13 protein-coding genes are annotated in these 13,493 nt (G+C 60.4%); 3 read left to right on the top strand and 10 right to left on the bottom strand.

All coding sequences use genetic code 11. The features are described 5' to 3' along the window. Positions 1 to 90: 90 nt before the first annotated feature. Complete coding sequence (locus BLV09_RS32985; protein WP_100386371.1) at positions 91 to 246, bottom strand: DUF3096 domain-containing protein; 156 nt, start codon at positions 244 to 246, stop codon at positions 91 to 93. 239 nt (positions 247 to 485) lie between these two features. Between BLV09_RS32985 and BLV09_RS32980 the strand changes: the two genes are divergently transcribed. After that, positions 486 to 851 carry a DUF1236 domain-containing protein gene (locus BLV09_RS32980; protein WP_146690385.1) on the top strand — a complete coding sequence of 122 codons (366 nt, stop codon included), beginning with the start codon at positions 486 to 488 and terminating at the stop codon, positions 849 to 851. 164 nt (positions 852 to 1,015) lie between these two features. Here BLV09_RS32980 and BLV09_RS32975 read toward each other — a convergent pair whose 3' ends face one another. The 7 genes from BLV09_RS32975 to BLV09_RS32945 all read right to left on the bottom strand — a co-directional run bounded on the left by BLV09_RS32975 (position 1,016) and on the right by BLV09_RS32945 (position 7,521). After that, positions 1,016 to 1,603 (bottom strand): class I SAM-dependent methyltransferase, encoded by a 588-nt coding sequence (locus tag BLV09_RS32975; RefSeq protein ID WP_146690384.1) that lies wholly within the window; start codon positions 1,601 to 1,603, stop codon positions 1,016 to 1,018. Positions 1,604 to 1,607: 4 nt separating this feature from the next. Next, positions 1,608 to 3,719, bottom strand: a complete 2,112-nt coding sequence (glyS, locus tag BLV09_RS32970) for a glycine--tRNA ligase subunit beta (protein WP_146690383.1) — start codon at positions 3,717 to 3,719, stop codon at positions 1,608 to 1,610. Further along, positions 3,719 to 4,654: a glycine--tRNA ligase subunit alpha gene (locus tag BLV09_RS32965; RefSeq protein WP_146690382.1), complete on the bottom strand. Its 936-nt coding sequence runs from the start codon at positions 4,652 to 4,654 to the stop codon at positions 3,719 to 3,721. Before BLV09_RS32965 ends, glyS begins: the two co-directional genes overlap by 1 nt. 425 nt (positions 4,655 to 5,079) lie before the next feature. Beyond that, a complete protein-coding gene (locus BLV09_RS32960; RefSeq protein WP_100387524.1) occupies positions 5,080 to 5,271 on the bottom strand; it encodes a hypothetical protein in 192 nt (63 codons plus the stop codon). A gap of 102 nt (positions 5,272 to 5,373) precedes the next feature. Further along, complete coding sequence (locus BLV09_RS32955) at positions 5,374 to 6,285, bottom strand: S49 family peptidase (protein ID WP_146690381.1); 912 nt, start codon at positions 6,283 to 6,285, stop codon at positions 5,374 to 5,376. A gap of 248 nt (positions 6,286 to 6,533) precedes the next feature. Beyond that, positions 6,534 to 7,301, bottom strand: coding sequence for a tRNA1(Val) (adenine(37)-N6)-methyltransferase (locus BLV09_RS32950; RefSeq protein ID WP_146690380.1), 768 nt, complete (start codon positions 7,299 to 7,301; stop codon positions 6,534 to 6,536). Next, complete coding sequence (locus tag BLV09_RS32945; RefSeq protein WP_100386365.1) at positions 7,294 to 7,521, bottom strand: DUF2007 domain-containing protein; 228 nt, start codon at positions 7,519 to 7,521, stop codon at positions 7,294 to 7,296. The genes BLV09_RS32950 and BLV09_RS32945 overlap by 8 nt, the downstream gene beginning before the upstream one ends. A gap of 136 nt (positions 7,522 to 7,657) precedes the next feature. Between BLV09_RS32945 and BLV09_RS32940 the strand changes: the two genes are divergently transcribed. Further along, on the top strand, positions 7,658 to 8,668 hold the full coding sequence (locus tag BLV09_RS32940) for a polyprenyl synthetase family protein (RefSeq protein WP_100387523.1): 1,011 nt from the start codon (positions 7,658 to 7,660) through the stop codon (positions 8,666 to 8,668). Positions 8,669 to 8,838: 170 nt separating this feature from the next. After that, positions 8,839 to 10,263, top strand: coding sequence for a solute carrier family 23 protein (locus BLV09_RS32935; protein WP_146690379.1), 1,425 nt, complete (start codon positions 8,839 to 8,841; stop codon positions 10,261 to 10,263). Positions 10,264 to 10,412: 149 nt separating this feature from the next. Here the strand turns inward: BLV09_RS32935 and BLV09_RS32930 are convergent, their stop codons facing one another. Together BLV09_RS32930 and BLV09_RS32925 are read right to left on the bottom strand one after the other, a co-directional pair. Beyond that, positions 10,413 to 11,339, bottom strand: coding sequence for a 4-(cytidine 5'-diphospho)-2-C-methyl-D-erythritol kinase (locus tag BLV09_RS32930; RefSeq protein WP_146690378.1), 927 nt, complete (start codon positions 11,337 to 11,339; stop codon positions 10,413 to 10,415). A gap of 118 nt (positions 11,340 to 11,457) precedes the next feature. Continuing rightward, complete coding sequence (locus BLV09_RS32925) at positions 11,458 to 13,239, bottom strand: tetratricopeptide repeat protein (RefSeq protein ID WP_100386362.1); 1,782 nt, start codon at positions 13,237 to 13,239, stop codon at positions 11,458 to 11,460. Between the last annotated feature and the right edge of the window lie 254 nt (positions 13,240 to 13,493).

Below are 13,493 nucleotides of genomic sequence, written 5' to 3'. Positions count from 1 at the left end.
GACTTACAACAATCCGCGATCGGGGAAAGGGATGCGCGCCTTACACCACTTTGGGCGGTTCCGCGCAAGGCGCGAAGCCCGTTTCAAAGCTTACAAATGCAGCCATCTAAGCAGGCCGAGACCGATCAGACCGTTGAGAATCAGGAAAATCGCGACAATCAGATTGAGGAGCCGCGGCATAATCAGAATAAGCAGGCCCGCAATCACGGAGATGATCGGTGAAATGTGGGCGACAGTGAGGGTCATTTAGAATCTCTCCGCGATAGCGCTGTGGGGAAAGGTCGAATCGGGATCTGCATTTTACCGTCTGATGCGGTTCCACGATAGGAGACGCTTGTGGCTTCAATGGGTTCCGGCGCCAACAAAAAATGCTGAAAATTGCAGCCGCGGGACTCGCATTTTTTCGGGAACGATGCCGTGCGCGATGAATTGGGTGAAATTGATCGCCGGTGCAAGCCGGCGTGCTCATCGCGAAGGAGTTGATCATGCGGAACAAGCTACTTGCCATTGCAGCGATCGCGGGCGCCCTGACGGCACCGATTGCAGCGCAGGCGCAAAGCGAGATCACCACGGGCATCGTTCGCGGCGGCCCTGCGGTTGTTGATGACGATGTCGATGGCATCGCGGTCGATCAACGTCCGGCGTTTCGCCAATACATCATCCGCGAACACGTACCGAACTACACCATCCCCGATCGCGTTGTCGTCGGCGGAATCCTGCCGGAAGCCGGCGTGACCTATTACGACGTGCCGCAAACATACGGCGTGACGCCCTACCGCTACACCGTGGTCAATGGCGAGACCGTGCTGGTCGAACCGCGCTCGCGGCGCATCGTTCAGATCGTCGAGTAAACCAGCTCGCGCAAAACCGTTGTCCGGGCGCCCCGCCGCGACCGGATATGAAGGCCTCGCCCGGGCTCCCCGCCGGGAGGGGCTTTTCATTTTTGAAATAGTGTGATCGAGCGAGGTGAAGATCGCGGCCCGCGCACGAAAATGCGTCAAATAAAGCTCAGGATTTATTTCTTTACGACGAGTCGGCGAATCTTCTTGCCGGAAGAGGCGCTGACGACCTCTTCGTCAAGCAACAGCGCTGCCGCCGTCAGTTCCGTCAGCACCAGCGAGGCGTCAAACGCGGCGTACAGCCGGCCATGCGCGTCGCGCACATCGGCGCCATCGATAACCCGCCAGCTCAGATAGAGAACACCGTCGGGCTTGACGATATCGAACATGCGACGAACCGAGGGCGCGATCAGCGCGCGATCAAGGTGCATGATCACGGTTTCGCAAAGCACATTGTCGTAGCGGCTGGCGTCGATACCGTTGAGATCGGGCAACTCCGCATGCGCGAAACCCAGATGCGGGTACCGCGAGCGCGCCTCGGCCAGCAGGCCTTCCGAGGCATCGAAGCCAACGGCCGGAAAACCATTCGCATTCAGCCAGGCCACCTCGCGGCCGCTGCCGCAGCCGATATCAGCAGTCGCCCCGCCCTTGACGAAGAAGCGCGCGACGATGTCCTGGAGATCGACCGGGGTTGGCTGCGCGTGCCACTCATTCGCGAACGCTGTCGCCTCATTGTCGTAGGCGGCGAGCGTCTCGCGATCCATGGGGTCAGCCTTCGATCTTGGAAAAATCCGCCACGGCCCGCGTCGCCGCGCGGATTTCATTCAACAGCTTCAGGCGGTTTTCACGCACCTTCGGGTCATCGTCATTGACCTTGACCTTGTCGAAGAACGCATCAACCGCCGGACGCAGCTTCGCCATCGCACTCATCGCGGCAGCAAAATCTTCCCTGGCTACGGCGCTACCTGCTTCCGCCTTCACCTGATCGATCGCCTTCGCTAACGCCTTTTCCTCGTCGAGCCTGTAGAGCGCCTCATCCGGCGCGCCGTCAAAGCTGCGCTTGTCCTTCTTCTCCTCGATCGAGAGGATATTGCTGGCGCGCTTGGTGCCGGCAAGCAGGTTCTTGCCATCATCGGTATCGAGGAATTTGCCGAGCGCCTCGACGCGGCGGACGATCGATAAAAGGCCCACCTCACCGCTGCCAAGCCCAAGCACAGCGTCGACGAGATCATGTCGAGCGCCCTGATCGCGAAGCTGAACAGTGAGACGGTCCTCAAAGAAGGTCTGGAATGAATCGCCAATTTCAGAAATCGCGACATCAGAAAGATCTGGGCGAACTCTTTTTATCCGCTTTTCGAGAAGGCCGCGTGGGTACAGATCAATCTCACGCTCGATCGCAATGCGAATCACCCCCAAGGCTGCACGGCGCAAGGCATAAGGGTCTTTACTCCCCGTCGGCTTCTCATCGATGGCCCAGAAGCCGATTAGCGTATCGATTTTATCTGCCAGCGCCACGGCGACGCTCACCGGATCTGTCGGTACGCGATCATTCGGCCCCTGCGGCTTGTAATGCTCCTCGCTTGCGGCGGCGACGGAGGCATCCTCGCCCTGCGCCAGCGCGTAATATTTCCCCATCAAGCCTTGCAATTCGGGGAATTCACCGACCACTTCAGTCGCCAAATCCGCCTTCGCCAGATGCGCGGCACGTTTCGCCTTCTCAACATCGGCGCCAGCGAGTTGCGCCATCTCCGCTGCTGACAATTCGATCCGCTTGATACGCTCGCCCTGCGTGCCCAGCTTCTCGTGAAATACAATGGAATCGAATTTCGGCAGCCGGTCTTCCAGTTTCGTCTTCAGATCGGTCTCATAGAAAAACTTCGCGTCGCTCAATCGCGCGCGGATCACGCGCTCGTTGCCGGCGACGATGGCCTTGCCGGCGTCGGAGGCTTCGATGTTGGCGGTAAGGATGAATTTGTTGGTCAGCTTTTTCGTTTTGGGATCGCTGACCACAAAGCATTTCTGGTTGTTGCGGATGGTGGCGCGGATCACCTCATCCGGGATCGACAAAAACTCCTTGTCGAAGGAGCCCATCAGCGCCACTGGCCATTCGACGAGGCCAGCCACTTCGTCGAGCAACACCTGGTCTTCGACCAGTTCGAAACCTTGCGCGAACGCCAACTGCTTGGCGTCGGTCGCGATGGTGTCCTTGCGGCGCTCGGGGTCGAGCACGACCTTGGCGTTGAGCAGCTTCGCCTCGTAATCCTCGAAGCGGCGCACGCTGATCGCGGCCGGCGCCATGAAACGATGGCCGTAGGTGGTCTGGCCGGTTTCGATGCCGTCGACGGAAAATTTCACGACGTCGGGGTCTTCGGTTTCCAGGCCAAAGGTCGCGATGATCGCGTGCAGCGGCCGCACCCATTGCAGCGCGCCTGGACGCGCCGAGCGCTCGCCCCAGCGCATCGATTTCGGCCACGGAAATGTCCTGACGATGACAGGCAGCATGTCGGCAAGCACATCCAGCGTGGCGCGGCCGGGCTTCTCGATCAGCGCGATGTAAAAATCGCCCTTCTTCGGATCGCGCTGGATTTTAGCCTCGTCGAGCGAGGCAAGGCCAGTGGCTTTGAGAAAGCCGGCAATCGCAGGCTCCGGGCCACCGACGCGCGGGCCCTTGCGCTCTTCCTTCAGGTCGGACTGCCGCGCCGGAATGCCGTGCACCGTCAGCGCCAGCCGCCGCGGCGTCGCAAACGCCTTGGCGCCTTCATAGACCAGCCCTTCGGCCACCAGCTTGTCGGTCACCATGCGGCGCAGATCATCGGCCGCCTTCGCCTGCATCCGCGCGGGAATTTCTTCGGAGAAAAGTTCGAGGAGAAGATCGGGCATCAGCTTGCTCTGCCCGCTTCGGTGTGCACCCAGGCATCGCCGCAGGCCTTGGCGAGTTCGCGAACGCGCAGGATATAGCTTTGCCGCTCGGTCACCGAGATCACGCCGCGCGCGTCGAGCAGGTTGAAGACGTGGCTCGCCTTGATGCACTGGTCATAGGCCGGCAGCGCCATCAGATGTTCCTTCTGATTGCCGCCATTCTTCCAGCCGGCTTCGAGATATTTCCGGCAGGCCTGCTCCGCCATCTTGAACTGCTCGAACAGCATCGCCGTGTCGGAATATTCGAAATTGTGCCGCGAATATTCCTGCTCGGCCTGCAGGAACACATCGCCATAGGTGACGCGCTCGGCGCCGTCGCGGCCGTTGAAGTTGAGATCGTAGACGCGGTCGACGCCCTGCACATACATCGCCAGACGCTCGAGCCCGTAAGTGAGTTCGCCGGCGACCGGCGCACATTCGACTCCCGCGACCTGCTGAAAGTAAGTGAACTGCGACACTTCCATGCCGTCGCACCAGCACTCCCAGCCCAAACCCCACGCACCAAGTGTCGGGCTTTCCCAATCGTCCTCGACGAAGCGGATATCGTGCAGATGTGAATCGATGCCGATCGCGGCCAGTGACTTCAGATAGAGGTCCTGAAGATTCGGCGGCGAAGGCTTCATGATCACCTGAAACTGGTAATAATGCTGCAGCCGGTTGGGATTTTCGCCGTAGCGGCCGTCCTTGGGCCGGCGCGACGGCTGCACATAGGCCGCATTCCATTGCTTCGGCCCGAGCGCGCGCAATGTCGTCGCCGGATGGAAGGTACCAGCACCCATTTCCATGTCGTAGGGTTGCAGGATCACGCAGCCCTGATCAGCCCAGAACCGCTGCAGAGCAAGGATAAAGCCCTGGAACGAGCGTTCCGGGCGCATATGGGGCGGTATGGCGTCCATTGTTGGTTCGAAAATCTTTCGGGTCCTGCAAGAGCGCGGACCGTATCGGCGAGGGAATGGGGAATCAAGGCAATGTCGGCCTGGATTTACCCCGAAAAACGCGGCCGCGACACAATTGCGGTCTCCGGGGTGACGCCGCGCTAACCATCACGGCAAGGCCGCAGCCCGCGCTTGTGGATCGTTAGCAATTGACGGCTACCACGGCGGAACTTCGGGAGCTCAAGATGATTGGGGCTTTCGAAGATTGGCGCTCCGGAGTTCGTGATCTCCCACGACGGGATTGTGACATACGGACGCCAACGGGCTCGGTAAAACGATCCCACCTCCAAGCTTGCTGGCCGGTCCTCGAAGGGGTGATGCCCTCACCCTGAGGCCGGCGCAAGCGATTCTGGAGGGCAAACTCCCGAGGGAATGATCGTTTGCGATCAGCCGGGCCGATAGGCGCCGGTGATCGGATCCTGCCGCAGCGTCGGAATATCGTTCGCTCGCGCAGCCTCGGCGACGCGTGCCAGACGCGCCTCTTCCAATTCCCTGTTGACCCGAAGGGCTGTCCGATAAGCCCAGCGCACCACGGCCAGTCCACCCAGGGCACCAGCGATTGCAATCAGCGGCGGCATCGGTCGATCCTCGTCCATACGTCACGCCCCCGTCGTATTGTCGCGCAAGCCGGGCCGGCCTGCAATCACTTGTCTGGGACTAAATGGCGCGGGGAACCGCCTTCAAAACCCGAATTTGGCCCAGATTGCTCGCGTTTCCAGCGCCGAGATCAGTTCGTCCGGTAGCCCCGTGATGCCATCCAGCGAGGTCAGCGTGGCCGCGCCCGCCGACTTCCGGCCGAGCAGACCCGACAGCATGCCGCTTGCGGGCGCAATGACAGGCGTCTTCACCTTGTCACCGTAACGCGCGCGCAACGTCGAGCGCAGATCCCCGATCGCATCGGCAAGGCCGAGCGAGACGGACGTCTCTCCCGCCCAGTACTCGCCGGTGAACAGCACATCCTCGCTGCCCTTGAGCCGGCTGCCGCGGCTCTTTTTGACGAGCGAAATGAAGATCGTGTGGATTTCGTGCTGGAGCGCTTTGACGCGCGCGACATCGTCAGGATTTTCCGGCTTGAACGGATCAAGCATCGCCTTGTGCGCGCCGGCGGTATAGAGCCGCCGCTCGACGCCGATCTTCTTGATCAATTCCTGAAAGCCGAAGGATCCCCCGACGACGCCGATCGATCCCAGGATCGAGGACGGGTCGCAGAAGATCTCATCGCCCGCGCAGGCGATCATGTAGCCGCCGGACGCCGCGACGTCCTCGACGAAGACCAGCACCGGCAGACTCTTTTCCGCCGCGAGTTGCCTGATCCGCAAGTAGATCTGCCGCGATTGCACCGGCGAGCCGCCGGGCGAATTGATCACCAGCGCGACCGCCTTGGCATTCTTTGTGGCAAAGGCGCGCTCCAGCATCCGGGCAACACCGGCGAGCGTCATGCCGGGCCGCAGCGGCGTCACTGCGCCGATGACCCCGGACAGCCGCACCACCGGGACCACGGCAACGCCTCGCCGCAGACGCGCCGGAATCAGTTCCTTGAGCCGGTCAAGCATGGCCGGCGATTTCCGAAGAGCGCCCGTGTGGTCTGTCATCTCATTACCTCAAAATTAACCATTTCTTATCACGCGAGTGTCATTGAATCGATGGAACACCTTTTGCATTACAGCTGTTGGATGGGCTGCAATGCCGCAGCGGAGAAAGACATGAAGATCTATCTGTTGATGCTGCTAATCGGCTCTCTTCTGACGGCGATCCACTTCACTTCGGCTCCGGAACAAGGCTCGAAAAGGCTTCCGCAGTAGCCGCTCTGATCAAGGCTTGAGCGGTCGGGCGACCGGCTTCAGGGGTTAGCCAATGGCAATACCCCTTTTCCAGCGAGAATGTCTTGCACCTGTTTATTGGGCGCTGCTGACTCATTATTGAGCATCAGCGCGGCGTATATACGCGTCGGCGCCTTGCCACCCTTCACGGCGCGAACGAGCACCCGAATAGCAGGCGCTGCGGGATCACCGTGAACCGGCAGAATGGCCAGGCTGCCGAACCCGCGATCGAGCGCCGCCAGCACCTCGGCAAGGCCGTCCGCCCGCCATATCAAGGTGAGCGCACCGCCGGATTTCAGCATCCGCCGCGCCGCATGAATCCAGCTCTCAAGCGTCTCAGCGGTCGCAACATGGGCAATTTCACGGGTCTTTTCCGGCGAGGCGCGGTGCCGCGCGGGGTCGTTGAACGGCGGATTCATCAGCACGGCGTCGGCGCTGTCGGGAGGCAGGCCCGCCGCGACGAATGCATCGGCGCCGGCCGTCACGTCGAGCACGATGATTTCAGCCGCGATCGCATTTGAGCTGGCATTGTCCCGCGCGAGGCCCGCGAGCATCTCGTCGATCTCGACCAAGGCAAGCCTGATTCCAGCCACGCGCCTGGCCACCGCCAGGCCCGCGGCGCCGACCCCGGCGCCAAAATCAACCACGCGATGGCCTGACTGCACCGCAGTCGCCGCGGCCAGCAGCATGGCGTCGTGGCCCGCGCGATGGCCCGATCGGGGCTGCCGCAGGCGCAACTGCCCGCCAAGAAACGCATCCTCGGTGAATTCACCTGGCGGCTCAGTCATCGGCCCGCAGTTCGTGGGACAGCCCGGCGTCGCTGAGAAGCCGGCGCGCCTCGAGATTGTCGTCCTCATGGACCAAAATCCGGCGGGGAAGCACCCCGAGCGAGCCCTCGATAATGCTCATGTTCTGATCCAGCACCAAATGATGGATGTTTGCGCCATCAAGCAGCGCGCCGACAGCCGAAACCAGCACGATATCGTTGGTCCGAACCAATTCCCGCACTCTCAGGCTCTCCTTTGTCGACCGGCGTGGCAGCCGCGCGGCGCAAGTCAACCGCTGGATGCCCTTGCCGCGCTACGCCGCACTTTCTATTGTTATACCCAAGCATAGTGCGAATTGGGCAAATGTGGAGACCGGCGTGGCGGTTATTGTACCTTTCGAGAGCCCCTCGAACGCTTCGATTGATCAGCTGGTCGAACTTGTCGCCGCCGATATGGAGCGCGTCAACGCGACCATTCTGTCCCGGACCGGCTCGGAAGTGACCATGATCCCGGAGGTCGCCAACCACCTGATCTCGTCAGGGGGAAAACGGCTGCGCCCGATGCTGACGCTGGCGATGGCCGGCCTCACCGGCTATTCCGGCGACGGCCACATCAAGCTCGCGGCTTCCGTCGAGTTCATGCATACCGCGACCCTGCTGCACGACGACGTGGTCGACGAGAGCGAATTACGGCGCGGCAAGTTGTCGGCGCGGATGCTGTGGGGCAACGAAGCCAGCGTGCTGGTCGGCGACTTCCTGCTCGGCCAGGCGTTTCGCATGATGGTCGAGGTCGGCTCCCTGCGCGCACTCGATATCCTGTCCTCCGCCGCGGCAACGATCGCCGAGGGCGAGGTCATGCAGCTCGCCGCGGCCAAGAACACCGCCACCACGGAAGATGAATATCTCGCCGTGATCAGAGGCAAGACCGCCGAGCTGTTCGCGGCAGCCTGCGAGGTGGGCCCGGTTCTCGCCAATCGCCCGAAGGCCGAACAAACCGCGTGCCGTTCGGTCGGCATGAATCTCGGCATTGCATTTCAGCTGGTGGACGACGTTCTGGACTACGGCGGCAAGGCCGCCAAGCTCGGCAAGAACATCGGCGACGATTTCCGTGAGGGCAAGATCACGCTACCGGTGGTGCTGGCGTTCCGCCGCGGTAACGACAGCGAGCGCGCCTTCTGGGCCAACGCGCTGGAACGCGGCGAGATCGGCGATGGCGATCTCGATCACGCCATCGGCCTGATGACCAAACACCGTGCACTGGAAGACACCCTTAGCCGCGCCCAGCATTACGGCGCGATGGCGGTCGACGCGCTGGCGCTGTTTCCGGCCTCTCCGATGAAGGCGGCGCTCGAGCAGGTGGTGGCGTTCTGTTTGGCCAGGTCGCATTAGATCTCGCTGCGCAGCAAGGGTCGCGACCCGCCAATTGTGAATTTTTATGTGGCGGCTTGCGCATCCAACAAATGAATGTTGTATTCCAGAACAATCTTTGATTGCTATTTTCGCCTGCGACTATTTTGTGAATTGTTGAGCCCGAATGCCATTCAGAGGGGCTAATTCAAATGAAGTTCATTAGCGAGAAGCCGATGTGGGCAGGCTTCGCCCTGTTTTTCTCGATGTACTACGTGCTCGGCGCCAATCCCGATATTTTGAGGGAGATTGGCGTACCCGTCTCAGCCGCGCTGTTAGGTACCTTCCTGGCAATCATCGTCGGCAATTTTTCGGGCGCCTTCTTTACGAAAACCGGACTCATGATTGCTCCCGCCATCGGCATCAGCATTTTCGTCAAAAACTTCGTGTTGAATTCGGACCACGTTATTGATTGGCGACACGCAATGGTCGCCTGTGTCATTGCTGGGCTCGCGGTCGCCGTCACGTCGTTCTTTACTGATTGGCGGGATCAAATCGTCAAGGACCTTCCCGAGTCCGTAAAGAAGGGCGCTAAGGCCGGAATCGGCGCGCTTCTCGTCAAGGAAGGGTTTGATATATTCAAGAAGGCCGAGGAGTCTTTTCATCTCGAACCGCGTGGTGCCGGAATGGCAGTCGCCATCGGCGTCGTATTCCTGGTGCTGTTCTTCCTCATCCGAAGATCAATCGAAAACAATTCGAGGAGCGCACTGTCCGCTCTTCAGTTTATCATGCACCTGGAATTCGTGTTTGTTGTGGTTCTGATGTCCAGCTATCTCTGGCTGTTTCAGCCAGACTACATTTCCGCATTGCCGGAAACCAGCCAGGTTTCGATTCTGTGGTTGGAGCCCATCGTACGGACCAGCTGGCACATTAATTTCAACGTCTGCATGCTCATTCTGCTGTTTGCCGCCACCGTCTGGTTCATCGTGATCTCCGATATTCCAGGCACGCCAAGCGAAGTACTGCCCGAAAAATTGGAAGACGTTGCTACGGATGGAACGGAAACGGCTCCAAAGGGATATCAAAGTGCACGGGATAAAGCCGTCAAACTGGGATATCGGAATGACGGTGTTTTCGCGTCGCTGGCGCCGCTGTTTGGAACAACGCCGACCATTTACTACGCTGAAAATCAGATACTGAAGAGCTTTGGTCAGACCGGAGAATATTCTTCCGCGGTGGGATATTGGGCCGCCAGTCTTTTCGCGCTGGTCTTCATTGTCCTAGTGATCGGACAATTTTCGGGGCATCAAATCCCGATAGATAGGTATCTCTCCCCTGTCGCTGTGACGCCAATCCTGATTTTTATCGGTCTGTACATCATATCAGTCTCCTTTTTCGATATCCCTTCGGCCGCGGCGGCGCCATCCACCAGGAATCCCGAATATTACTTTCCAACTGCGGTCTCGGTCATCCTGACTTCCCGTATCGGACTCGAATACACGCTCCCGCTTTCGATCCTGTCTTTTTGGCTTGTCAGATCCGCGGGGGAAAAATACGGACCGTCGTTTATATGGATCAGCATCGGATCGGGTGTTTCGCTCATTATCTTCGGTGCGCTTTTCGTTTTTGGCTCCTGACAAGCCCGCAACCAACTCGGTCAGCAATCGTGGGTCAGTTAACGTGACGTTTGGCGTGGATTGCAGACACGGCAAAGAGCATCTCGTCGGAAGATGCTAGACGACTAGGTGTGTTTTGATGGAGCCGCGCCGACGCAGTCGTTCGCGCTTTAACTCAGCGTACCCGCATGGACCCACCAATTGGGGTGAGCGAGCAGGATGTTCTGCGCCGCGCGTTGCGCCGCGGCATCGTCCCCGAAGATCGCAAAACAGGTCGCGCCCGAGCCCGACATCCGCGCCAGCCGCGATCCCTTCGCTTCGCCTAGCGCCGACAACACCTCAGCGATGACAGGCTGAATGCGCATGGCCGGCGCTTCCAGATCATTGCTGACGGCAGTGAGCGCTTCGATCCAGTCGTCAACCAAGGAGCTGTCTTCCGGCCATGCGGGAGCCTGGATCACATCGGTGGCGCCGACCAGCAACTCGCCGTTCCGCAAACCCAGCGCTCGAAATACGTCCTTGGTCGCTACCGCAACGCGCGGATTGACCATCACGCAGGCCATTTTCGGCAAGTTCAGCGGCAGCAGGTTTTCACCGACACCGGTCATGTCGCAGGCGCGCGAGGCCAGGCACACCGGCACATCGGCGCCGGTCAGCAACGCGACGTCGCGCAAGCGCTCATCGTCGAGCGCAAGGCCATTCAACCGGGCCAGCAGGCGAAGCGCCGCCGCGGCATCGGCCGATCCGCCGCCGATTCCGGCCGCGACCGGGAGCACCTTGTCGAGGACGAATTCGCCGAGCTTTAGATCCGGCACGCGCTCGGCCAAAAGCTGCGCCGCCTTGAACACGAGATTGTCGGCCATCTCGCCGCAGGCCTCGGCAAGCGGCCCGGTGGTCTTGAGACCCAGTCCGGATCCGGGCGTCAGGCTGAGGCGGTCGGCGCAATCGGCGAACGCCACGACGCTTTCGAGATCGTGATAACCGTCGACGCGGCGTCCAACCACCCGCAAGGTCAGGTTGACCTTGGCGCGTCCAGCTTCCATCAGCGCCGGCGCGGCGGATTTGACATCCGGTTCAATATTTTCGCGCGTCGTCATAACGAGCTTCAAATCCAAAACTGCATTAAAATTATATAGCCCTAACGTCTTCCGGCTCCAACATTCGGGAATTGCGAATGTTGGAGCCGGAACGCTGGTGTCTTCGACAAGCCTTCGCTCAGCCGCCCTTGCCGTCTTCCTTTTTCTTGTCGGCGGAGGCCGCGGACGACGTGTCATCGGGCATGCCGTTCTGGATCTTGGCCTCGATCTTGGGCAGGTCATCCGGTTCGGGCTTCAGGTCGCGGGCATGAGCCCACTGGAATTTCGCTTCCAGCGTGCGGCCGACGCGCCAATAGGCATCGCCGAGATGGTCGTTGATGGTCGGATCCTCGGGCTTGAGGTCGACCGCGCGCTCGAGGTTTTTTACCGCTTCGTCGTAATTGCCGATGCGATAATAGGCCCAGCCCAGGGAGTCCACGATGTAGCCGTCGTCAGGACGCTGATCGACGGCACGCTTGATCATCTTCATGCCTTCGTCGAGGTTGATGCCCTGATCGATCCAGGAATAACCGAGATAGTTCAGCACATGCGGCTGATCGGGCTGCAGCTCGAGCGCCTTGCGCATGTCTGCTTCAGCCTTGGGCCACTGGTGGGAGCGCTCCTCGCAGATGCCGCGATAATAGTAATAGACCGTGTTGCCCTTGTCGTTCGGATCCGGCAGGGCGTCGATTCCCTTGGAATAGGTCTCGGTGCAGTCGGCGAACTTCTTGCGGCCGCGTTCGACATTGCCAAGCGCCATGATGGCTTCGAGGTCCTTGGGATCCTCGGCGATAACGCTCTTCAATATCTTGATCGCCTCGTCGCCACGGTCGGCGGCATCGAGATCGGTCGCAAGCTGGATCTGCGCATTGCGCTTCAGGACCGAATTGGCCGGCACGCGCTCATAGATCTTGATCGCCATGGCCGGCTTCTTCACCGACTCGTAGAGATCGGCCAGCGACAACAGCGCCAGCGGATGATTGGGAGCGAGATAAAGCGCAAGCTGCAGATAGACCAGCGCCAGGTCTTCGCCGCCACGGCGCGTCAGCGTCGCGCCGATGCCATACAGCGCCTCGGCGGCGCCGGTCTGCGGCGAGTCGACCAGCGGCGGCAATTTCTTGCCGGCCTTGGTCTCGCGCAGGCCTTCCAGCACCAGCGGGTGGCGCGGAACCTTCTTCTCGAAGGCTTCATAGATCGCGTTCGCCGCCGGCTCGTCCTTGTTGCGCGATAGCCAGCGCGCATAGTCGTCGGCCACGCGCAGCATGGAATCGTCAAGCTTGTAGGCCCGCTCAAGCCGCACGCCGGCATCCTTTTCCTTGCCCGCGAGCTCCAGGATCATGGCGGAGTGCAGGTCTTTGAACAGCGGATACCATTCCGGTCCGGTCAGCTTGTCGATATTGGCGACCGCCTGCTTGGTATCGCCGGCGCCATAGGCGGCCCAGCCCGACAGCAGCGTCGCGACCAGATCCGTGATCGGCCCGCGAATCGACTGATTGATGTTGAGCTGCGCGCTGGCGTATTTCTTCAGCTTCAGATCGCGCACGCCGACCACAAGACGGGCAACGCGATTGGATTTGTCGATGGTCAGAATACGGTCGGCGAGCTTCACGGCCTCGTCGATATCGCCATCGGCGACCGACGAGATGAACGCGCGATCCAGCAATTCATTGTTCTTCGGATCGGTCCGAAGCGCCGAACGATAGAACGCGGCCGCGGAACTGGCGTCCCGTTCCACGCTGGCATGACGGGCGGCCAGATAGCTGCCCGACATCGTCAGCGCTTTCAAATCGTGGCTGGTGGGGAATTGCGCCGAGTTGTCGGAGGGATGATCCGGGGTCTGCGCCGAAAGCGATCCGGGCAGCGCGAACACGGCGAAGGAGAGTGCAGCAATCGTCCAGCGGTTGAAACGAATGGAAAACATCACGGTTCGCCTAGCTCCAGGATTTCGTTGCAGGATGTTACGGGCAATCTCGAATGCGAACCCTATCGTCGGCATCAAGCCCTGAGACAATGCCGCGTTTGGCGTTTAACCGCAAGGATACGGGTCAAGGATACCGGTGGCCAATCGATCGGCAGAAAGGCCCGATGACCGCCGATTTAAGCCAGCTTCGCCTCAAAACGCTTGCAGTGTGGCGGTATCGTGACCGAAAGCCGCGCCCTTGGGCGCAGCCTCAC

Origin of the sequence: Bradyrhizobium canariense, assembly GCF_900105125.1 — a bacterium.
GTDB lineage: Bacteria > Pseudomonadota > Alphaproteobacteria > Rhizobiales > Xanthobacteraceae > Bradyrhizobium > Bradyrhizobium canariense_A.
This window is presented reverse-complemented; position numbering and strand designations above follow the sequence as displayed.

Coding starts and splice junctions, on each gene's coding strand:
- BLV09_RS32985 (WP_100386371.1), bottom strand. CDS start 246: ATGACCCTCACTGTCGCCCACATTTCACCGATCATCTCCGTGATTGCG.
- BLV09_RS32980 (WP_146690385.1), top strand. CDS start 486: ATGCGGAACAAGCTACTTGCCATTGCAGCGATCGCGGGCGCCCTGACG.
- BLV09_RS32975 (WP_146690384.1), bottom strand. CDS start 1,603: ATGGATCGCGAGACGCTCGCCGCCTACGACAATGAGGCGACAGCGTTC.
- glyS (WP_146690383.1), bottom strand. CDS start 3,719: ATGCCCGATCTTCTCCTCGAACTTTTCTCCGAAGAAATTCCCGCGCGG.
- BLV09_RS32965 (WP_146690382.1), bottom strand. CDS start 4,654: ATGGACGCCATACCGCCCCATATGCGCCCGGAACGCTCGTTCCAGGGC.
- BLV09_RS32960 (WP_100387524.1), bottom strand. CDS start 5,271: ATGCCGCCGCTGATTGCAATCGCTGGTGCCCTGGGTGGACTGGCCGTG.
- BLV09_RS32955 (WP_146690381.1), bottom strand. CDS start 6,285: ATGACAGACCACACGGGCGCTCTTCGGAAATCGCCGGCCATGCTTGAC.
- BLV09_RS32950 (WP_146690380.1), bottom strand. CDS start 7,301: ATGACTGAGCCGCCAGGTGAATTCACCGAGGATGCGTTTCTTGGCGGG.
- BLV09_RS32935 (WP_146690379.1), top strand. CDS start 8,839: ATGAAGTTCATTAGCGAGAAGCCGATGTGGGCAGGCTTCGCCCTGTTT.
- BLV09_RS32930 (WP_146690378.1), bottom strand. CDS start 11,339: ATGACGACGCGCGAAAATATTGAACCGGATGTCAAATCCGCCGCGCCG.
- BLV09_RS32925 (WP_100386362.1), bottom strand. CDS start 13,239: ATGTTTTCCATTCGTTTCAACCGCTGGACGATTGCTGCACTCTCCTTC.